This is a genomic window from Ktedonosporobacter rubrisoli, from assembly GCF_004208415.1.
Classification (GTDB): domain Bacteria; phylum Chloroflexota; class Ktedonobacteria; order Ktedonobacterales; family Ktedonobacteraceae; genus Ktedonosporobacter; species Ktedonosporobacter rubrisoli.
Genome location: NZ_CP035758.1, coordinates 11322071 through 11340617 on the forward strand (window position 1 = coordinate 11322071; position 18547 = coordinate 11340617).

The 18547-nt window shown below is 54.8% G+C and carries 24 protein-coding genes and 1 pseudogene; 10 read left to right on the plus strand and 15 right to left on the minus strand.

Features of this window, described 5'->3' with window-relative positions; translation table 11 throughout:
* Nucleotides 1-138: 138 nt before the first annotated feature.
* The 3 genes from EPA93_RS48020 to EPA93_RS48030 are packed head-to-tail and all read left to right on the plus strand — an operon-like array spanning nt 139 to nt 2215.
* Nucleotides 139-1416 carry an FAD-dependent oxidoreductase gene (locus EPA93_RS48020; RefSeq protein WP_129894368.1) on the plus strand — a complete coding sequence of 426 codons (1278 nt, stop codon included), beginning with the start codon at nt 139-141 and terminating at the stop codon, nt 1414-1416.
* 11 nt (nt 1417-1427) lie between these two features.
* Nucleotides 1428-1760: an alpha/beta fold hydrolase gene (locus EPA93_RS48025; protein WP_129894369.1), complete on the plus strand. Its 333-nt coding sequence runs from the start codon at nt 1428-1430 to the stop codon at nt 1758-1760.
* A gap of 2 nt (nt 1761-1762) precedes the next feature.
* The gene (locus EPA93_RS48030) at nt 1763-2215 is read left to right on the plus strand and encodes an alpha/beta fold hydrolase (RefSeq protein ID WP_129894370.1); all 453 of its coding nucleotides are present in this window, start codon (nt 1763-1765) and stop codon (nt 2213-2215) included.
* A 70-nt stretch (nt 2216-2285) separates the two neighbouring features.
* Here EPA93_RS48030 and EPA93_RS48035 read toward each other — a convergent pair whose 3' ends face one another.
* From EPA93_RS48035 to EPA93_RS48055, 5 genes are all read right to left on the minus strand, one after another.
* Nucleotides 2286-3302 carry a YncE family protein gene (locus EPA93_RS48035; protein ID WP_129894371.1) on the minus strand — a complete coding sequence of 339 codons (1017 nt, stop codon included), beginning with the start codon at nt 3300-3302 and terminating at the stop codon, nt 2286-2288.
* Between the two features lie 354 nt (nt 3303-3656).
* The gene (locus tag EPA93_RS48040) at nt 3657-4622 is read right to left on the minus strand and encodes a WD40/YVTN/BNR-like repeat-containing protein (protein ID WP_129894372.1); all 966 of its coding nucleotides are present in this window, start codon (nt 4620-4622) and stop codon (nt 3657-3659) included.
* A gap of 103 nt (nt 4623-4725) precedes the next feature.
* Entirely contained in the window at nt 4726-6228 is a 1503-nt protein-coding gene (locus EPA93_RS48045) for a CopD family protein (RefSeq protein WP_129894373.1), read from the minus strand.
* A gap of 41 nt (nt 6229-6269) precedes the next feature.
* The gene (locus tag EPA93_RS48050) at nt 6270-6647 is read right to left on the minus strand and encodes a copper resistance CopC family protein (protein WP_165423892.1); all 378 of its coding nucleotides are present in this window, start codon (nt 6645-6647) and stop codon (nt 6270-6272) included.
* Nucleotides 6648-6762: 115 nt separating this feature from the next.
* Complete coding sequence (locus EPA93_RS48055) at nt 6763-7395, minus strand: copper resistance CopC family protein (protein ID WP_129894375.1); 633 nt, start codon at nt 7393-7395, stop codon at nt 6763-6765.
* A gap of 643 nt (nt 7396-8038) precedes the next feature.
* Here EPA93_RS48055 and EPA93_RS48060 point away from each other — a divergent pair.
* The 5 genes and pseudogenes from EPA93_RS48060 to EPA93_RS48075 all read left to right on the plus strand — a co-directional run.
* Nucleotides 8039-8590: pseudogene (locus EPA93_RS48060) on the plus strand (thioesterase II family protein); the annotation flags it as partial.
* A gap of 274 nt (nt 8591-8864) precedes the next feature.
* Nucleotides 8865-9419 (plus strand): hypothetical protein, encoded by a 555-nt coding sequence (locus EPA93_RS48065; protein ID WP_129894377.1) that lies wholly within the window; start codon nt 8865-8867, stop codon nt 9417-9419.
* A complete protein-coding gene (locus EPA93_RS48070; protein ID WP_129894378.1) occupies nt 9416-9733 on the plus strand; it encodes a hypothetical protein in 318 nt (105 codons plus the stop codon). Before EPA93_RS48065 ends, EPA93_RS48070 begins: the two co-directional genes overlap by 4 nt.
* On the plus strand, nt 9706-9852 hold the full coding sequence (locus tag EPA93_RS48920) for a hypothetical protein (protein ID WP_165423893.1): 147 nt from the start codon (nt 9706-9708) through the stop codon (nt 9850-9852). Before EPA93_RS48070 ends, EPA93_RS48920 begins: the two co-directional genes overlap by 28 nt.
* 53 nt (nt 9853-9905) lie before the next feature.
* Nucleotides 9906-10685, plus strand: a complete 780-nt coding sequence (locus EPA93_RS48075; RefSeq protein ID WP_129894379.1) for a hypothetical protein — start codon at nt 9906-9908, stop codon at nt 10683-10685.
* Between the two features lie 150 nt (nt 10686-10835).
* Here EPA93_RS48075 and EPA93_RS48925 read toward each other — a convergent pair whose 3' ends face one another.
* The 7 genes from EPA93_RS48925 to EPA93_RS48105 form a co-directional block, all read right to left on the minus strand.
* Nucleotides 10836-11006 carry a LexA family transcriptional regulator gene (locus EPA93_RS48925; RefSeq protein WP_165423894.1) on the minus strand — a complete coding sequence of 57 codons (171 nt, stop codon included), beginning with the start codon at nt 11004-11006 and terminating at the stop codon, nt 10836-10838.
* 476 nt (nt 11007-11482) lie between these two features.
* Nucleotides 11483-12529: a hypothetical protein gene (locus EPA93_RS48930; RefSeq protein ID WP_165423895.1), complete on the minus strand. Its 1047-nt coding sequence runs from the start codon at nt 12527-12529 to the stop codon at nt 11483-11485.
* 111 nt (nt 12530-12640) lie between these two features.
* Complete coding sequence (locus EPA93_RS48085) at nt 12641-13453, minus strand: alpha/beta fold hydrolase (RefSeq protein WP_129894380.1); 813 nt, start codon at nt 13451-13453, stop codon at nt 12641-12643.
* 86 nt (nt 13454-13539) lie between these two features.
* Nucleotides 13540-14229 (minus strand): TetR/AcrR family transcriptional regulator, encoded by a 690-nt coding sequence (locus EPA93_RS48090; protein ID WP_129894381.1) that lies wholly within the window; start codon nt 14227-14229, stop codon nt 13540-13542.
* Between the two features lie 161 nt (nt 14230-14390).
* Nucleotides 14391-14966 (minus strand): hypothetical protein, encoded by a 576-nt coding sequence (locus tag EPA93_RS48095; protein WP_129894382.1) that lies wholly within the window; start codon nt 14964-14966, stop codon nt 14391-14393.
* 36 nt (nt 14967-15002) lie between these two features.
* Complete coding sequence (locus tag EPA93_RS48100) at nt 15003-15404, minus strand: EamA family transporter (RefSeq protein ID WP_129894383.1); 402 nt, start codon at nt 15402-15404, stop codon at nt 15003-15005.
* A gap of 84 nt (nt 15405-15488) precedes the next feature.
* Nucleotides 15489-15713 carry a hypothetical protein gene (locus tag EPA93_RS48105; protein ID WP_129894384.1) on the minus strand — a complete coding sequence of 75 codons (225 nt, stop codon included), beginning with the start codon at nt 15711-15713 and terminating at the stop codon, nt 15489-15491.
* Between EPA93_RS48105 and EPA93_RS48110 the strand changes: the two genes are divergently transcribed.
* Entirely contained in the window at nt 15697-16080 is a 384-nt protein-coding gene (locus EPA93_RS48110) for a hypothetical protein (RefSeq protein WP_129894385.1), read from the plus strand. The genes EPA93_RS48105 and EPA93_RS48110 overlap by 17 nt on opposite strands.
* Nucleotides 16080-16757 carry a class I SAM-dependent methyltransferase gene (locus EPA93_RS48115; protein WP_277989000.1) on the plus strand — a complete coding sequence of 226 codons (678 nt, stop codon included), beginning with the start codon at nt 16080-16082 and terminating at the stop codon, nt 16755-16757. The genes EPA93_RS48110 and EPA93_RS48115 overlap by 1 nt, the downstream gene beginning before the upstream one ends.
* A 153-nt stretch (nt 16758-16910) precedes the next feature.
* On the opposite strand, the gene EPA93_RS48120 is transcribed toward EPA93_RS48115, so the two are convergent.
* From EPA93_RS48120 to EPA93_RS48130, 3 genes are all read right to left on the minus strand, one after another.
* Nucleotides 16911-17102 (minus strand): hypothetical protein, encoded by a 192-nt coding sequence (locus tag EPA93_RS48120; RefSeq protein WP_129885076.1) that lies wholly within the window; start codon nt 17100-17102, stop codon nt 16911-16913.
* Between the two features lie 35 nt (nt 17103-17137).
* Nucleotides 17138-17650, minus strand: a complete 513-nt coding sequence (locus EPA93_RS48125) for a helix-turn-helix domain-containing protein (RefSeq protein WP_129885075.1) — start codon at nt 17648-17650, stop codon at nt 17138-17140.
* Between the two features lie 178 nt (nt 17651-17828).
* Nucleotides 17829-18197, minus strand: coding sequence for a hypothetical protein (locus EPA93_RS48130; RefSeq protein WP_129885074.1), 369 nt, complete (start codon nt 18195-18197; stop codon nt 17829-17831).
* Between the last annotated feature and the right edge of the window lie 350 nt (nt 18198-18547).

Here is an 18547-nt window from a genome sequence, read left to right on the forward strand (position 1 = left end):
CCCAAAGGCAAAGATAAGCGGGAACTACGGATAGGGAAATTACCGGAAAAAGGGCATATTGGTAGCAAATAGAGCCAGGAGGCGCTCACTTGAAGAAAGAGGGCGTCATCGGGATAGCGAATCTGGAGAATAAAAGAGATGAACAGCACAAATGACTATGACGTACTGATCTGTGGAGCTGGCGTTGGAGGTCTGGCGCTGGCCGTGGCTCTGGGGCAGCAGGGACGGCGAGTTCTGGTGATCGACAAGCGGAGCAAAGAAACGCTGGTGCATCGCGGAGAGTTTTTGCAGCCTCGCACGTTGGGGATCTTACAGAACTGGGGTGTGCTTTCAACCCTACGAACACGAGGAGCGCTGAACATTCGTGCAATGCAGGCGAGTAGCGCCAATGGTGCTTTTATGGGCCAGCTGAACTATGAGCTTCTCCCCGGCTCGTTTAACTATGGCATGGTCCACTACTACCACGAAACCAAGTCTGCCCTTTATAAAGAGGCGAATTCGCTGGTCGAGATACGCGATAACACGCAATGTGTCGATCTGCGCTTCAATTCGTATGGAGAAGTGATTGGAGCCCGACTGCTCGCAGGGCAGAAGGAATACGAGGTCAGCGCTCGCCTGACAGTCGCAGCTGATGGGCGAACCTCTCAATTGCGGCGCTGGATGGGCATTTCTGCTTCGATGTACGAGTATCCCCATCAATTGCTGGGGCTGGATCTGGAGCATGTGTCGCATCTGGAACCGGTGATGAATGCGTTTCTCTCCAGCAAAGGGGTGCGCGTACTCTATCCGATGCCGGGGCAACGTGCACGTCTCTATGTACAGGTTGAGCGGGGCGAGTTGGCGAAGATCAAACAGCAGGGGATGGCAAGCTGGCGCGAGCAGTTGTTAAGGGACACGCCAGCGCTCCAGGTGATCGCGGAGCAGATACCTGACGATTTTGCGGGCGCACAATTGCAGGGGGCCTGGAATTTTTGCTCTCCGATCTGGACGCGTCCCGGGTTCGCATTGATTGGAGATGCCGCTCACTATGTACATCCGGCAGCGGGACAGGTCATGAATGCCGCCATTATTGATGCCTGGACGCTGGCTTCGGAATTGCAGGCAGCAGCAACGGGCGAGCATCTGAACGAAAGAGAGGTTGCCCAGGCGCTAACAGCATATGGAGGCAAGCGTCCCACCGAATTTGCCTATATTGCACGGCTCTGTCATCGTATGTCGCTCTGCTGCGCCACGACTTCTCCTGCTCTGCGCGCCTTTTTACAGTGGTGTATGTGGCTAAATCGGGGAAATAAACGTTTGCAATATGTCGTCACCTACAACATGTCCGGGTTGGGAGTACGGCGCTTTACCAGGCGAGAGCGCCTCTATCAGTATGGGCTACTGCCAGATCCAAACGCGGCAGTTATCGATTTTTGATAAAAGACGCAATGAGTGGACAACTTATACAACGAATCATAGTGGACCAGAACGTGTTTGAACTGTGCAGTTCTGGCATTGGCTCACCGACGATTATCCTTGACGCAGGTCTGAGAGTCAATTTGGACACCTGGTCCACCATTTTTGATCGCCTCGCCGCATTAACCACGACCTTTTGCTATAATCGTCTGGGGGTTGGAGGCAGTGGGCCCGTTGCTCCTTCCCTCACCACCCGTGCTACGCGTCGTACCAGCGAACAGATGGCTCAAGAGCTTCACACCCTGCTATTTCAAGCGGATGTGCGTCCACCTTATCTGCTCATAGGGCATTCTCTGGGGGATTAAACATGCAGCTTTTCGCCTCGCGTTATCCAGACGAAGTGGCCGCTCTGGTCTTGCTCGACACGGGTACTGCAGATATCATTGCTCGCACAGAACAGGCATTAGGCCGTGAACTGACACAACACCTCTGGCGGCGTGGCTTCGAGGGGGAGCCAGAAGGTATGCGTTTCTCCGATTACCTGGAGAGCTGTTCCCAGGTAGGGCAAGCAATCCTACCACCTGTCCCGACAAAAGTACTTTCCGCGACGCTGCCGTTGGCCGCTCCACCAGAATCCGCTCACATTGCCCAGAGCATTATGGAGATAATGCAACAGGGGCATGCAGCACTCGTAAGTCGCATGTCCCTGGCCGAGCATATCCTTGTGGAGAGGAGTAGTCATTACATTCATCGGGATAGACCTGATATCGTCTCTCAGGTAGTGAAAACTTTCATCGAGCAGCAACAACTGCGATCATAAAGCCATCCATCGTTTATCATAAAAGCCACATTCGTGCTGGATGGGGCATCTGGCAACTCTTCTGTAATCGTCAATCTTTCAAGATGTGATCGGCTTCAACAAAGTTGATCTGTTCCTCAACACGCACTTCCTTCTCCACTGGATTATCTGCTGGAGCCTTGCGATTCAAACGCATGTAACGTCTGTAGAGGAGCAAAGGTACGATGAGCAGGGACAGGATGAAGACATAGGCAGCACCATTGAAGACGATGCCCCAGATATTCGCCTGCTGGGGCGTACTTCCTATGAGCGGTGGATACATGCCAGTGATGATGAAGGATAGATTGCCACCGGCATACAGTGTGTTGGTAATCTGGCGCCCTGGCACGTCTAGCATCGCCACATTGCCGCCAACCAATGCTACAAAGCCAAGCTGCCCATCACTGGTAATAGCTACAGATCGAGGCTGTGCACTCAGGGCGATGGTGCGACTGGGCTGGTATGGCGGAGGCGAGTTAACAGTGACCGGAGCCAGCACATCCAGTCGGTTGTGCAGTTCGTCCGGCACATACACCTCGCCAGTTGTTTCATCGAAATCCATTGGACCATACTGACTACCTTGAAGGAGGGGCAGCACCTTAAAGCTGTTGAGATCAACGGCAACCAGGCTTCCCTGTCTGGTCGTGGCATAGACTGTGGAACCCGGAGGGATCGAAATGTATTGCGGACCACCAGCAACTGGAACATGCTTGATGACGCTACCTTTGAGAGTATCAAAGACGGTCAGTTCATCAGTGGTTGCAACCCAGAGCTGATCGTCGCTACCCTGAGAGAGTGCGTCGGCTACCGTCGCTACGGCCAGGCTATAAACTGGTCCTCTGGTTGAAAAGGTTCGGGTAATGGCGCAATTGGTGGGATCAACAGCGCGCACGCCTGACGCCCCGTTCCCGGCAACGTACAGCTTGCCAGTGCTTTTATCGATAGTCAGCAACGATGGGTGTCCGGGAATAGTAGCTGTGCAAACAGCCACGCCCGTCCTGGCGGCAAGGATGGCAAGGCGATCAGCCTGTGGCTCGGTGACATAGAGGAAGCGGGCATCCAGGCTCAACTGGATGGTCTGAGGATTGCCGGGAATGGGCAGTGTGCTGGTAACCTTCTGCTGCGAGACATTGATGACGCTGATCCCTTTTGTCGTTCCCGAGACATAGGCCAGATTGGGTGCGCCACCATCGGCTGCGCGCCAGGGACGAGCAGCGGTGAGAAAAAGGCCAGCACCGTGAATACAAATGCTGCACTCAATCTTCTGTAGTATCTGAAAAAACGCATAACTATGATAACCCCAACCTTCCTGATGCGCTATGGCTTCGGTGTTAGAGATGTCCAGTTGTGACTGCTTTGATTGAAACGATACACTTCCGTCGGATAAGAGAGCGAGAGGTAGATCTGTGAGGCATTGGCCGGATCAACTGCCAGACTGTACACTGCCTTTCACTCGTGGAATGTCGGCCCAGGTGTGCCCTCCGTCTGTGCTGCGATAGAGAGCAGTGCCCGTTTTGGCGTACAGGGTTTCAGGTTGGGTTGGGGCCACAACGATCTCGCCCAACGAGGACTTATTATAGACCAGGGTAAAGGAAGTGCCGCCATTGTGTGAGACATAAATGCCCTCATCCCCGGACGCATAGATGGGACCTCCTGGCCCCGACGTGGTCAGGCTGAGAATGCCTCCTGTAATCTCTTTGTTGACCTGCCAATGCGCGCCTCCACCGCTGCTGGCAACCAGCAGGTGGCCTGGTGCGCCGGGAATGGCTAGCAACTGGGTGAAACTGCTAAACGGCAATTTACCTGTACTGGTAAAATGGTGTCCACCATCCTTGCTCACTTTCAGCCCAAGCGCGCCGAGGTCATCCAGGTAGATATACACCTCGTTCGGGTTGTCGTTCCCGGCTGCCACCATAAACATATTCCCGGATGCTGAGGAGGGATAGAGCATCTTCCAGCTCCGCCCCTGGTCACTGCTGCTATAGAGGCCCGGCGTACTCTTGAGCGTGGAGGTCACCTGCTCAGCCAGCACATAGAGGCGCTGATGATCGAGCGGACTACTTGTAAGAGAGTATGTCATCAGCTCTTCCATGACCTCACCGGACCCTCCCGCCATTTCTTTCCAGGAGATGCCACCATCTTCGGAGCGGAAAAACCCGTAGTGAGTAGCAAGCAGGAGGACATGATTGGGTAGTACCAATAGCGAATGAGGATGATTGGCAGCTGTCCCAAACCCATTTACAGGGGGAGATATCGAGGTGGCAGTGGTTGTCGCGTCTATATCGCTTCCCCACAGGCAGCCAGCACAATCATCAGTAAACTCACTATGATCGGTAAAATATACCGACCATGCTTTGATTGATTCTATGCTGTGTTGCGCAGAGCACAAAGCGTCTCCACAACGTTGAATGTTTGATCATGCATCAACCTTCCAATCTTTGGCTCTATAGCCTGAAGGTGTTCAACATCATATAGCATGCTAGAAACGCCTCTCAGGTCAGCATAATCATCCTGACCTCGCCCTCATGTAGTTTGAAGTCCGGGGTGCGAATCTCTACCCGTATTTGCCAGTGCCCGGTCATATCCAGATCGCCATCGGCACTGAAACCTCCCTTGTGATCAGGCTGAAGGTTAAGAGCAGTGGTGCCCATATCCATATCAAGCATGGTAACATAGAGGGAGACGCCTACGTTCGTATCCGATTTGCCATTTTTTTCGAGCACATGGACAGTAAAAGTGTTGGGGCCAAAGTGATCTGGTGATACGTGCAACTGCGCAGTAAACAGTCGATCACGTGTCCGGATTGTAGCCGAAAAAGGTTTGCCAGAGGTTGTTTGTTGCAGCGTTGAAGCTGGCAGAACGGGTGTTGCAGGTAACAGGGTACCGGCAAAGATGTTCAGCAAGCCTGTACACAGTAAGACACCGACGCCCAGCAATGGTTCCCAGCGCAACGTTTTCACCAGGCGCGCGGTTTGCCTGGACAGAGCACACTCCAGTTGCTTGTGCTGCTTCCCGGAGACAGTAATCGCATCTTCCTGATTATGCTCACTTCCTTTCTCCGTCTTCTCTGCCATCTCCAATGATGACGTGAGAGCACGATAACGCGCGTAGTCTTTCGCCAGTCGAGGGCGAAAGATTCTGACGTGGATGGCGCTGGTGACGAGCATGGCGCAGACGAGCAGGACCTTGATAACCAGGACACGTCCATAGGCGGTGGAAATGAGTTGTTCCCAGGAGTTCATATGGACAGTGGCGTTGAAGGGGCCACTAACTGCCATAATAACGACACCGGTGATTGCCAACGGAGAATAACGCGGTAGAGTACTCAACAGCGAGTTAATGCGCTCTTTTAATGAACGTTTCTTCAAGAGGGGCAGGTAAATGGTGGCAATGTACATCATGCCACCAATCCAGAGAGAGGCAGCGAGCAGATGCAACCAATCGACCAGAACCGAGGGAACCAACATATTGCTGTTTGCGGCGGCTGCATGCCCTGATAAGGCCAGGGCAAGCAACAGTACCAATGCTAGTGCCAGATTGATCCAGGCAATGCCGACGCTGATGAGGTGTGGAGATTTCCTGGCAAAAAAGACAGTGATGGTAAGTAGCAGTGCCAGGACGACAACGATTTTCCGCAACGTCCAATAGACTCCGAAACGCCCGTTGCTGACGAGTCCGAACAAGATCTGGGATGAGAGTGCCTGGCCGCTGGCAAGAACCAGTCCCTGACCAACCAGCACTCCCACGTTGGCGAACAAGATGAGCAGCAAAGTGGGAAGGGCAAAGCGGCGCTCAAAACGTTGCTCCTCCTGCCCGGCCCGCGAGACAAACACGCGCCAGAACTGCGCTCCCACCCAGAAGACACTGCCCAGATCAACCAGCGTGACCATGAGAAAACTGAAGATCATCGGGCCGTCGGGCTGGCCGGTCGAACCTCTTGTACTATTGCCCCCTAATGTATTTTGTACTGGTATGCTGCCGTTGAATTTTGGCACGCTGCCATCAGCTGCCGCTACGCTGAAGATGAACGAGCCGTTCAACACATGCCCATCGTCGGCAGATTGCGTTCGCCAGAGTACAATATAGACCGAAGGGGAACATTTGCCGGAAGAGAAAGATCCATCTCACGAGTATTACTGGATGAGATGTGTGCATCTTGTAGATCAATGCGCTGCCTGGAAGATCCATTGATAACTTGAGCCGTGCTGAATGCAGGGCTGAGATCTTCACTGAACCACATACGTACCTGCGAGGGAGGGCTTTTCAAGACTGCATCCTGCGCAGGATCAGATTGCAACAAAATGGCGTGGGCCTCACTCGTAGCTGGCAGCAGGAAAAGCAGGCAGCAAGCGAGTGGCAAGGCCAACAACAGGAGGCGCTTCCATCCTCTTCTCATCGGTAATACATAGTTCATAAGAGCCATATCCCATTTTATCCGCTGGTGACCTTAATAAGATGTTTAACAGAACCTATGAGCAACTACTAGAAAAATGGATGCACGCGCATCGACCTGCGATTTTTCAGGAATGCTACTTCATTGCAGCTTCATCGCGTGGTTGCGTTATGCGCGCCTCTCCGGTTGTTGCCAGCGTGGCATTGCTGCGACTACGACCAATCGCGCTGCCTACACCCAGGCCAACGAGTAGAGCAATTGCCCCGGTAGCGATCAGAGGCACGAAAGGAAGAGTTCCGGCGGATGGTGCTGGCGCTTTAGTAGCGGGGGTTGTGGATTTCGCTGCCACCCTGGTTGTTCCCATAACCTTGTTCGGGTTGACAGTGAAAATGAAGGCACCTTCGTTGGGGTTACCATCATCTGCTGATACCGTAATCCAGCGCACAATGTAAACACCGGCACCGCTGGCTTTGATGGATATAGACATCTCTTTTGGATGATCCAACGGAATTTTTGCATTGCCCTGACTAATCAATTCGCCGGTAGGACTATAGACAAAAAGATTGCTCTTTCGAGGATCAGGATTCATGTTTTCCGCCGTTGTGACCGCAACGCTAGTTGGAGCTGTAGCAATGACCGCGCCAATGCCGGGAGTTGCGCTGGGCACCTTGGCATGGGCTGAGGCTGATCCGACGGCAACGATCAGCATGAGTCCTGTACTGAGGAGAAGAGCCAGGGCAGCGGTAAAGAAATGAGGGGTTTTTCGCATGAACGTTTCCCAGCTTTCTCTGTCCAGAAAAAGGACCGGGTTCTATCCCTCTCGCCTTTTTCTCCTGATAATGTATACTGACTGAACCAACTATCCTGATACATCCAGAGAATAACGCCATAGTCAGTTTGGAATGGCCGACTATAGCCGCGCATCGACAATGTTTGCCTACAAGGGCATAGCCGTAATTATGACAGAAAAGAGGGATAAGCGATGTCAGTAATCTCCACACAAAGAGGAGAAACTAATGAGGTAAAAATCTTTAGCAAAAAGGCTTGACAGAACGGCCCGCTTCTGCTACCGTTCCATCTACATTCGCTACGTTTAGCCGCTAGTGAATGTAAGGAGCTATGGTGTAGTGGCCTAACATGTCTGCCTGTCACGCAGAAGATCGCGGGTTCGAATCCCTTCGAGTTCGACGCTCTGAAGAAGCAACGCTTTTGCTGGTCCTGGGCGAGCTGCTCAAGGTCCTCATCGAGAACCTCCCACTCGCCACGGAAGGAGACGAAACTGCCATACCCAGCCATTCCGAGGAGGTGTACGCATGATTTCTCTGGATCCTGCGCCGTGGGTGCGCAGCCCACGGCGCCTCGCGCAGCCCTCGCTGCGTCTTTTCTGCCTCCCCTAAGGCGGCGGCGACCATACCCTTTTTCACACCTGGCCGGACCTCTTGCCGGAGGTAGTGCGTGATCGCATTGAAATTTGCCCGATACAACTTCCCGGTCGTGCTCATCGTATACGTGAGCGCCCCCTGTTCACCTCGATGCCAGCGCTGATCGGCACACTTGTCCCCTCGATCCTCTCCAACTCCCCGCTCTATCCCTGGCTGGATCGGCCGTTTGCTTTCTTTGGCGCCAGACTGGGAGAACTGATTGCCTTTGAACTGGCGTGGGCACTCTCTGCACTGCATAAGCTGTCCCCGGCGGCGCTCTGCATTGCTGCCTGTCGCGCCCCTCACCTGCCCGGCCCACACCCACTGGAAGGCGCAGAACACCTCCGCATCGTGGAGGTGATCGAGCAAGTGCGCGCCCTGGGGGGAACACCTGAGTACATCCTGGCCGATTCGCGCCTCCTGTCGATCATCCTCCCCAAGCTGCGCGCCGATGCGTTGCTGGGGCCACCTATGCGTATATCTCTGACGTTGCGCTGGACTGCCCAATCACAGCCTGCGAAGGAGAGCAGGATGCGCTGGTGAGTCTGCCCGAACTCGCCGCATGGCAAGCGCACACCAGCAGCACCTTCCGGCTGCACCAGTTTTCCCGGTGACCATTTCTTCGTGCGCTATGCGCCAGCAAAAGAGCGCGCCCTCTTGCTTCAACAAATTGTCAATGCATGTCGCAAGACACTCGCACGGATGCCCTCTGACGCGACAAGTGTGCCTGCGAACCAGTCGGAGGCCACCCATGTGAGCTAAGTTTTTTATAGATGAGGTACAGCAGCATTGTAGAAAAGAAAGAGAGAGTGTGTGTATGCAAGTAGACGACGTGCATGCTCTTCTTGCTGAGAGCGCACAGCAAAACATGACGAGGGTTTCGACCACCATTGCACCAGGGGAATTGATTCTGCTCCAGGTCGAGCCAGGGGATTCGTTTGAGACCGTCCTGGCAGGAATCAGCCAACAACAGCACCCGGTGATTCTCGTCCTCCCAGAGCAAGGCCCTGCCTTGAGTCGTGTTGAGCACTTCGCGCAGCTCAAAGGGGTACAAGCGCCACCCATTGTGGGTATCGTTGTGCCGAGCAGTCGCATGAATGCACTCGCCCGTTTTGCTTACCAGTATGGGATCACATTATTTTCATCTCTGGAAAAGGCTATTGCCGCCGGGGCTTCGCTTCGGAGTACTTTTTCGCAGGGCGAAACGTCGGAATTTGTGGCGAGATCCAGGCAGACCGGAGACCGCGCCAATCAACACATACGCGGGGACGGCAGGTTTCCCTTAGCCCCCATACATCATCCAGGACCAGGAACAAGGGAATGGCAGTATGAGCGGTCCTATTGGCCCAGAAAACTGGTTCACCTACGGTGAGACACCACTTGCCGGAAACGATCCTGCCGAACCCTTCAATCAACACGCAGACTGCGGCACTGCCACGGCGTGCTGCAGGCCTTCAGGGGAAAAAGCTGGCTCTGATCGCTCTCGTCGGGGTGATTGTGCTTGTGCTGGTTGTGGTACTGCTGCTGTTGCTCCTGGCAGCCCCGCCAACCACGCTCACGGGTTCACCGCATCAGCCCGTCGCCGCCACCTCGGTCGGGACGATCTACTTTAGTAATAGCGGCCAACTGGACCCGCTTGGCACCCAGGACTCAACGATGTGGTCACAATCGACCTGCACCACCTGAGAGCAGTGCCAGCGGGCAAGGCAGATTACGCCTGGCTTCTGCCCGATAAGACAGACGATCAGACACAGCCGGTTCTCCTGGGCACGCTCTCGGTGAGAGGGGACGCGGCCCATTTGTGACCTATACCAGCCCCAATCACACGGACCTTCTCGCCCAGTACAGCCGTTTTCTGGTGGCCGAGGAAGACGCTGCCAATCGCCCGATCACGCCCGCTCTCGACTCGACAACCTGGCGCTACCTCGGAGAGATTTCCAGCACGCCCACACCAGGGGATGAGAACCATTATAGCCTACTCTCACACCTGCGGCACTTGCTGGCAAAAGACCCTGAACTGCAACAGATCGGCCTCTCCGGGGGCCTTGACCTCTGGCTCTACCGCAATACTGGGAAGCTCCTGGAGTGGTCGAGCGCGGCGAGGGATGACTGGGCGTCAGGGAACAATACGGACCTGCTGCGCCGGCAGGTGATTCGTGTCCTCGACTACCTCGATGGCACAGCCTACGTCGGACACGATACCCCCGCCGGTACACCGATCCTGGTCGATCCGAAGGCAGGGCGCGTCGGCATCCTTGAGGTGGACCCCAACCAGGCTCTCCCTAGTTATCTTTCCCATATCAGCCTGCACTTGACTGGCCTGGTCAACTCTCTGGGGCATACCACTTTCCAGCAGCAGATCGCGACGAAAGTGGACAAGGAGGTGCAGGCCGTCACGGTCTTGATGCAGCACATCCGCCAGGACGCGATCCAACTCGTCAAAATGAGCAACACTGAGCTACAACAGACGAAGGACCTGTCGTTGTTGAATGATATGGTCACCAACACGAACACGGCCTACGTCGGGCAGCAAGATCCAACGACCGGCCAGGCGCAGGGGGGAGTGACCTGGATACATGGTCAACTCCAGCTCCTTGCCGTAGTCCCCATCAATACAGCCTCACCTGGGCAGCAATGATCAACGCTGCACGACATGGACCCGGACGTAAGAGATGGGGAGCACCGCACATGTAGGCGGCTTCCCGCTTTTCTTTTGTGCCAGAGGCCGCAGAGAGGTACGCGCTCCTGTGTTGAAAGAGCTACGTGTGGGAGGGTCAGCAGCGCCCTCCTACGCCGACTGGAGCAGGGCACCCGCCGGACGGCACGCTGAGTGCAAACGATAGCGCCGGCGCGATCCTGCCGCCTGGATAATATAGCCCTGCTTTTCCAGGGCGTGTACCAGATGAAGCACTTGGCTGTAGGACCACCCAGTTGCCCGCTGGAGGGCACGTATGTCCATGCCTGCGTCCTGTGGAAAGGGGGCTAGGTAGGCCAGCAGAGCGCGCGAGCGTCTCCCTCGTAGGCAAGATCGCCCTCTTGAGGGGAACGGGATAAGACCCGACTCCCGAAGCCCACGGATTGCGCAACGAGATTGTTGAAGAGCTAATCCTTGATCACATGAGCAAAAACCATGCGACCCTGGGTGTGGAGTGTGTGAGAGGTAGCTGATTTTTGACCTCATACACAGCGGGAGCAAACTCGGTGGTGCGAACTGGATCAGGATGAAGCAGATGTCCCAGTTCCAGGCGGGCATTCCAGGTCCATTGACTGACGATTTGCCGTGCCTCCTGTCCGGCAGGCGAATGGCTGCACCAGCGATCCGGGTCGATCTCCTGGTCTTCATCGGTTCAAAAGCACCACGAAGCAGATACAGTGCGACAACATCGGAGGCAGTGAAGCCGTCTTGTGGCAGATGGGTGAAAAAGAGTTCGTAGACTACGCCCTTACGGGTCTGACCGATGCGGCTCTTTTTAGAGGTAGTCGGGTGGGTCGCCACCACGATGCGACAGCGGGAGCCTGTCTTCCCCACAGGAACATCGGGACAGTCGTAGAGTGTGCGCACCAGGGAGCTTTCCGGCAGACTAAAGGAGGCATCAGGGGCAGGTGGAGCCGCGCCTGGACGGTTGGGTGATCCACCACCGTATAGTCTTTGCCCCGCATCACAAAGCAGAGTCCAGCCAGATCTGCAATGACGGCTCCCGTGCCATAAAGTCCATCTAATCGCAGCAGAGCACGTGTTTGAGGCTGATCATGTGCAGCGAGATAGCAACGGATGACGCCGAGCGCATGCTCCAGTTCTTTTCGGTACTCTCCGTTGCCTCTGTTTCCAAAACTGCCGAGCCACTGAGAGGTATGGGCTTGCGAGATGGTGGTGCGGGTACGAACCACCTCTCCACGCTTGCGTCCCGTGTAGCCAGCAGCACAAACCTCATCCAGGCGACGCTGGGCAGGAGGCAGGTTCTCCCCCTTCGGCAAAGCGCGTTGCCGGGCCGCCTCTCGGGTGCCATCGATATCGAAGACTTTCCACTGTTTGTCTGCTCGATCCAGCTGCTCGCCTCTTTGCCGCTCTTTAGTGAGCGGGCGAGCCAGCAGATCGTCGAGAAAGAGGGCACGCAGGGCTTCGACCGGCTCCATGGTCAGAGCCGCCAAAAAGCGCGAGAGCGTCGAGCGGGCTGGTAACTGGTAGCGGTCAAACAAGGCCATGAACGGGACCGCAAAGGGTTGCAGTCTTTCGTAGAAAGTTTCCAGGGTGCGTTCACCACTGATGGCGTACCCGAAGAGGACTGCCAGAAAGTCGATCACCTCATAGTGCCCGATGCGCTGCCGCACACAGCGCGCCCGCTCACAGATCTTGGTCAGGACACTCTGCTTGCGAAGATGCTCGACGATCATGGTGACTTCCCCAAACCACGATGGAGTTGAAGGAACCGATTGGGGTGAAGTCTCAATGGTAAGTGGAGAAAACGTCTGACTTTCCATCATTCCTCTTGCCTTTCGAGCCACCTCCGGAATGGTGTCGTTCCGAAAGGGGTGCCTGAGGACCGTCCTTCCTGCCCATCCGTTCGTCTCCAGGGATGATGCTCTGCTCGTCCATCAGTCCTTGCTCACATGCATATCTGTCCATCCGATCTGCTGGAGGAACGCTCCGACCAATTGATCAAAACACTCGCGCTGGCACAGATTGGTGGGATCGAAGGAATGGGGGATGATCTCTAAGTGCGCTCCTGCAATTGCCTGAGTGAAGGTGCGCATGTATTCGACCAGCAGCGGTTCATGATCTCCGACAATACCAAGCGTTGGACAGCGGGCCAGCTTCAGTTCCGGGGTATAGTGAATCCAGTTGATCGCATAACGGAGCTTCATCGTTTCATAGCGCCGCATGGCAAACAGACCTTGCAGCAAATACTGCTGAGCCAGCGGCCAGGGAGCATATTCATGCGCGATCACAGGGGCAAGCATCCTCCCAGGTAACAGCCAGAACGGTGCGCCAAGATTGACGCCGATCACCAGTCCGAGTTCTTTGATCGTGCGAGGACGAGTGCTACTAAAGGAGTCGACCACGATCAGACCCGCGCACCGTTGCGGGTACTCCAGCACAAACCGCTGGGCAAACACGCCACCGTAGCTGACACCACACAGGACGACTTGCTCGATCCCAAGCTGGTTCAGCAGCGCCATCAGGTCAGCCGTTTGGCGTTGGAGAAGACGACGCCATCCTCTCAGTTTTCCTGAATGCCCTGCTCCTCGCACGTCAATGGTAATCACCCGGTGTGTGCGGCTGAAGGTTTCGACCTGCGGGGTCCACATCGTATGGGTCAGACCTAACCCATGAATAAAGACCAGAGGGCGACCGGTCCCATGCTCTTCATAATAGATCGCTGTCTGGTTTACCTGGACAATTGGCATCGTTTCTTTCTCCTTTGAGGAGGAATCTTCTGGGAGCAGAGCCTGCTCTTGTTTGGCGTTCGCTCTCGATGAAAGGCACCCGATGGCTAGGTTCCTTCCTGGGAAGAATCAACCAGAATGGCGTGAACCATCAGACGTACCAGTTGCTCTCGTGTGTGCACCAGCGCTTCAGGAGAAGACCAATCCTCCCCAGGAAAGATGTGCTGATACAGTGGAAGAGCCGTTAAAGAGTGCTGACACAGGCTCAAGAGCAGTGTCAGCACGACGTGCGGATCGAGATCGGAGCGCATGATCCCGGCCTCCTGTGCCTGACAGAACCAGAGTCTGATCTGCTCATATTCCTTTCCCTGGCTCTCCCGACGGGCGAGGATCTGGGTAAGCGTTTGCCATCTACTGGCCGCTTCCCAGGCAAAGAGGCGGAGCAGATGCGGATGTGCCAGCAGGGAGTCAAAAGCCGTTCGAATGCCTGTCTCGATCAGCGCTGCGAAGTTCTCGGCATCACGCCCAACGGCCTCATCAGTGAAAAAAGGGGCAAAGGTCTGTGCTTGCACGATTTCTGCTTGCTCTCGTATGCGCTGAAGGATGGCCACGTAGAGGCCCAATTTATCCCCAAAGTAATGAAAGATCAGACTCTTGGTATATCCTGATGCACTGGCAATCATCTCCATCCGCGCTCCATCAAAACCGTGACTGGCGAACACCTCTTCCGCTGCATTGAGGATCGCCGCACGCGCAAAGGCGGCATCATACGCACGCATGTTTCGAGCTTCCGACATGACAACACTTTCCCTTCATTTGATCATCTAGTTTATTTGACCATATAGTCTAATTAAACCGTATGGTCAATTATAGCGTTGGTATCCTAAAGATGTCAAGTCGAAGCTGAAAGAAAATGGAGAGAGGTGTCTCAGATCATGATCCAGTCACTTTCCAGTTCTCAAAAGGAACCCTTGTTATCTGAATACCTCGTCGGCAATCTCGTTGCGCAACCCGTGGGCGAAGAGGGGTGATCTCTTCGCTGGAACCTTCTGCCTGATTGGACGCCTCGCTCCGCTCTTTCCCCAACAGAAGGGGCAGCGCAGCGACACTCGCCAGGAAACCACACAGCAGCCAGAATCTGGGCGCGTTCCAAGAAAACGCCAGGGTGCCGAGATGCGCTCCTATCGTCTGCGCAATACTCCAGGTCAGATCCCAGGCACCCCGGTAGCGACCGCGTAGATGCGCTGGCGCGAGGTCGGCAACGTAGGCGCAGGACCACCGGGATCAGGATCGTGCCGATACCGGCGTAGGCAAACACGGCCAGATCGGTTGGGACCAGAGCGTGTAGGCTCCGCCAATACCCAAAACATAAAGCGGCCAGCGTCGCGACGGCGGCCATCGCCAGAAATTGCACACCCAGGACCGGCCAGACCAGTTCAGGGTGCCTCCGTTGCCCACCTACCAGCAGATGTTCGACAAGAAAGATATAGACCGTGAGGCCGCTCTGCCAATCTGTAGCAGCGTTTTTCCACACGAGCATGGCCCCGATCAGGAAGCAGAGGCAGGCCAGCTACCCCGCACGGGACACATGCTGTCGAAGCACGAATACAGCGATTAAGGTCGCAATACAGCCGTTCAGGCAGGTAAACACGGTTGTCTGCGTAATCCCGCCTCCTCTGAGCGCGAGGGCAATACAGAGAAAGCCGGACGAGAGGCAAGCGCCCAAGAGCATTGCCCGTGCTACGACGGCACGGTCCACAAGGCGACGCTTCCAGAGCACCAGCCAGAGCGCGAACGGGACCAGTAGGAGCATTTGCAGGCAGGTGAAAACAATGGGATCTATGCGACCGAGTACCCCTTGTGCCACAATGGAAAAGGACGCGTAGAGTGCATTCACCAGGAAAAGGACCCCAAAGGCAAGGAGCCGCAAGCCCCAGAGCGGTATAGTGATGGAGCGAAGCACAGAAGCCATACATCCTCCAATGTCTCATCAGATGCAGATGCGGCGGAGTCGGCACCGCCGGCGCATTCCACTAGGCGAGACTCGCGCACCACATCATATGCCGTCGATCACTTCGAGCAAACAGACACCGAGCGTCACAGCGCTCCAGCAGAGGAGGCGCACGGCCAGGAAGATCAGCAGTGTCAGTATGAGCACATGAAAATGACTGGGATTTCCCCAAACGAGCAGCCCAGCGAGCGTCACAACAACAGCCAGCGAGGGAAAGATCCCCAGTTCAGGACACACAAAGCCGAGAAGGCGTTTGATCCACGACCGCAAAGAGCTAGCGCCAGTCCCCGAGAAAGAATCCTTCGGAGCTTGCCGAGGTCATCTGGCACTGCGCCCCGTTCCAGAGGCGGATCACGCCATCCTCCCCTCCGACCGCGAGCAGCGTCCCAGCGGGGGCGAACGCAATCGCTCTCATGGGCAGGTGCGCATCCCAGTAAAACGGATGTACCTCCTGGCCCGTCGATGCCAGCTACGCGTGCACCGCTCCCTCTTGAGAGACGGAGGCCACCATCTGCCCATCAGCCGCAAAAGAGAACGCATTGACGGCGGTATCATGCTTGGTAAAGACTGTTTGTGCCTGATAATGCGCCGTTTCCCAGATGATGACCGCTGGTCGGCAGCGCTGGAAACTACCTGATTCATCCCGTTAGCGGGCCAAGACAGACCGGTCACCGGCGCTGTGTCGAGCGGGCCAGGACAGTGCAGGCAATCGACCTCGCCAACGAGATGCTTAAAGTAGCGGCAGAAATAGCGCGAGAAGAGGGTGTAACAAATTTGACGACACGGGTTATGAATGCTGAGCGGCTTGAACTGGACGATAGTGTGTTTGATGCCGTGATTTGTCGCTATGGCCTTATGCTTATACCCCATCTATCGCAAGCGTTGTCGGAGATATACCGCGTACTCAAACCAGCCGGGCACCTTGCGGCTATTGTCTGGTCAACGCCAGAAAGCAATCCGATCTTTGGTATACCCTTTGTTATCCTGAAAAAGTATGTAGATATGTCGGTATTGCCCTGGGCTGGCGAGTCCGGCCCCTTTTCCCTCGCCGCACCTGGCAAATTTGAAGGCGTTCTCAGAGCAGCAGGCTTCCGGGATGTTGGAGCGCAAACTATTCCTTTGCTTAATTGCTTTGCCTCTGTAGATGAAGTGTATGCCTCGTATAAGGGTGTTGTTGCCACTGTCTTACAACAGATGAACGAGACTGATCGAGTGCAGCTAGAAGCTGATATTAAGCAAGCCCTGCGGCAATTTGAGGTATCGGATGGTGTAGAGCTACCCGGTCAAGCCTTATTGGGTTATGGCACGAAGTAAAAATTGATTAGATCCTGGACAGCTTGCAGGTGGCATCTGCAGGCTGGAGGTCGTGTCAAGTCAAATAAAAATGTTACCGAGAGAGAACAGCTTCCTCAAATGAGAATGGTACCAAGACCGACAGCTTTCTTTCTCAAAAACAAGCAGAACAATTTAAGCGATCCTGGTCGCAGCCTGAGGAAGCTCCCATAGGTAGGTCAGCAGCCGATACATCTCCTTGCGCAGGGTCAGAGGATTCGTTCGCTCAGAGAGTGCTTGCAAACAAGGCAGTTGTTCGTGATCGAGCGTAGCTGTGGCCCTCAAGCGCTGATAGGGCGTTTGTGCCTGATCCCAATGGCGAAGCACTTTCTCCTGCTGGCAGATCTCCTCCTGCAAATGCATCACAGACTGAAAGAAATTGGAAGATACCCATATTTTGTCATACAGTCCATTCGACTGCTTTGCGGATGGAGAGGACGAGGCATGGGCTTGCGCCATCCATGACGACTCAGTAAGCGAGAGATCGTGCTTTTGTGAACCTCATGTCCAATGTGTGCTTCAAAAGCACGCTTGATTTCGCCAGCAGTAGCGATTTCTCCACGCTCGGCTCGGCTAAAAAAGGGAGCTAAAAACGCTTGCTCTTCTTCAAGGCTCACGTACTGGTGGCGCCGACCTCCTTTCCCTGGCGTCTCCACCGCATCGATCCCCAGCCGATTGTAGGCGGAAATGACTTGGTGAACCATAGCAACACTGGTCCCAGTGTGTTTGGCAATATCGGCTGCTTCTCGTGGATCAACCAAGGCAGTATAGATAATGAGCCAGCGTTGTCGGCACCACGGACGCGGGTCCAGTTTCAAGCGCGTTTTGATTTCTTCCTCAGAAAGGTGAGAAGCAGCTCGCGTGATCCTTGCCATGCGTTCCTCCTGAAATCTCTGTCATCACCTGCTCTCTCATTCTCTCATATTTGATCCTCAGAACGCAATTTGGTATCAGGCGTTTCCAAATGAATGGCTCCAAAATACTGTCGAACCAGCGTCTGATTCTTCTGTTCAACAAAGCGGGTATCATTTTTCTGGGAGGGACGGCTCCGGCTCAGTTTGAGACCAGTGATGGCCTCGCCCCAGAAACGCACGAGATGGGAATTGAAGAATTCTGAGCCATTATCAGGGGCAATTCTTTGACCGCGAAAGGCAAGCGGTTCAAGATCTGACGGAAGCAGGCTTCCATGGCTTGTTCGACCGCCAGGCCATAGGTGCGCCCTCGGCCTTTTACGCGCTTCTTGCGTTCGCGTGTGGGAGCATGCAACAGCCTGAGCAGGCTTTTTCGATGCAAACCGGTGACCTGTTCCATCTCGGTGAGCATGCGACTTTGTTCGCTTCTCTCCGCCTTCGCGTACAGCGGCTTCATTTTCTTGAGGTATTTGCGGCGTTCTGTCACGGTCATCTCATCTTCTGTCGGCATGCTCTTGCTCCCCTCGGTAACATTCTTATTTGAGGGAAGTGTACCTTGTTCAGTAACATTTTACCTGAGGGAATGCGAGGGCTTGATTTTTGGCAGGAAATAGTGTATACTTGATTGTGTTAGTTACAAGAGAGCCATTGATTGGTTCTCTTTTTTTGTGCTCAAAGGCTTCATGCTCCTCCTCTCTCTTGCCCCGCTTTAGGAGCGCGGTCAGAGGGTTGTCCACAGTCGATCCACCGTCGAGGTGAGTTCTCCACACCTTTATCCCCATTTTTAGAGCGAAATTGGTGGATAAAGGGATTGCCACCCTCTCCCTTCTTCAGGTACACTTGTTCTTATCAAGAGACTTC

What these genes read in the sequence shown, in the direction of transcription:
- EPA93_RS48020 (WP_129894368.1), top strand. Translation starts at nt 139, where the DNA reads ATGAACAGCACAAATGACTATGACGTACTGATCTGTGGAGCTGGCGTT.
- EPA93_RS48025 (WP_129894369.1), top strand. Translation starts at nt 1,428, where the DNA reads ATGAGTGGACAACTTATACAACGAATCATAGTGGACCAGAACGTGTTT.
- EPA93_RS48030 (WP_129894370.1), top strand. Translation starts at nt 1,763, where the DNA reads ATGCAGCTTTTCGCCTCGCGTTATCCAGACGAAGTGGCCGCTCTGGTC.
- EPA93_RS48050 (WP_165423892.1), bottom strand. Translation starts at nt 6,647, where the DNA reads ATGAACTATGTATTACCGATGAGAAGAGGATGGAAGCGCCTCCTGTTG.
- EPA93_RS48055 (WP_129894375.1), bottom strand. Translation starts at nt 7,395, where the DNA reads ATGCGAAAAACCCCTCATTTCTTTACCGCTGCCCTGGCTCTTCTCCTC.
- EPA93_RS48065 (WP_129894377.1), top strand. Translation starts at nt 8,865, where the DNA reads ATGCAAGTAGACGACGTGCATGCTCTTCTTGCTGAGAGCGCACAGCAA.
- EPA93_RS48925 (WP_165423894.1), bottom strand. Translation starts at nt 11,006, where the DNA reads ATGGACATACGTGCCCTCCAGCGGGCAACTGGGTGGTCCTACAGCCAA.
- EPA93_RS48930 (WP_165423895.1), bottom strand. Translation starts at nt 12,529, where the DNA reads ATGATGGAAAGTCAGACGTTTTCTCCACTTACCATTGAGACTTCACCC.
- EPA93_RS48085 (WP_129894380.1), bottom strand. Translation starts at nt 13,453, where the DNA reads ATGCCAATTGTCCAGGTAAACCAGACAGCGATCTATTATGAAGAGCAT.
- EPA93_RS48090 (WP_129894381.1), bottom strand. Translation starts at nt 14,229, where the DNA reads ATGTCGGAAGCTCGAAACATGCGTGCGTATGATGCCGCCTTTGCGCGT.
- EPA93_RS48100 (WP_129894383.1), bottom strand. Translation starts at nt 15,404, where the DNA reads ATGGCTTCTGTGCTTCGCTCCATCACTATACCGCTCTGGGGCTTGCGG.
- EPA93_RS48125 (WP_129885075.1), bottom strand. Translation starts at nt 17,650, where the DNA reads ATGGCAAGGATCACGCGAGCTGCTTCTCACCTTTCTGAGGAAGAAATC.
- EPA93_RS48130 (WP_129885074.1), bottom strand. Translation starts at nt 18,197, where the DNA reads ATGCCGACAGAAGATGAGATGACCGTGACAGAACGCCGCAAATACCTC.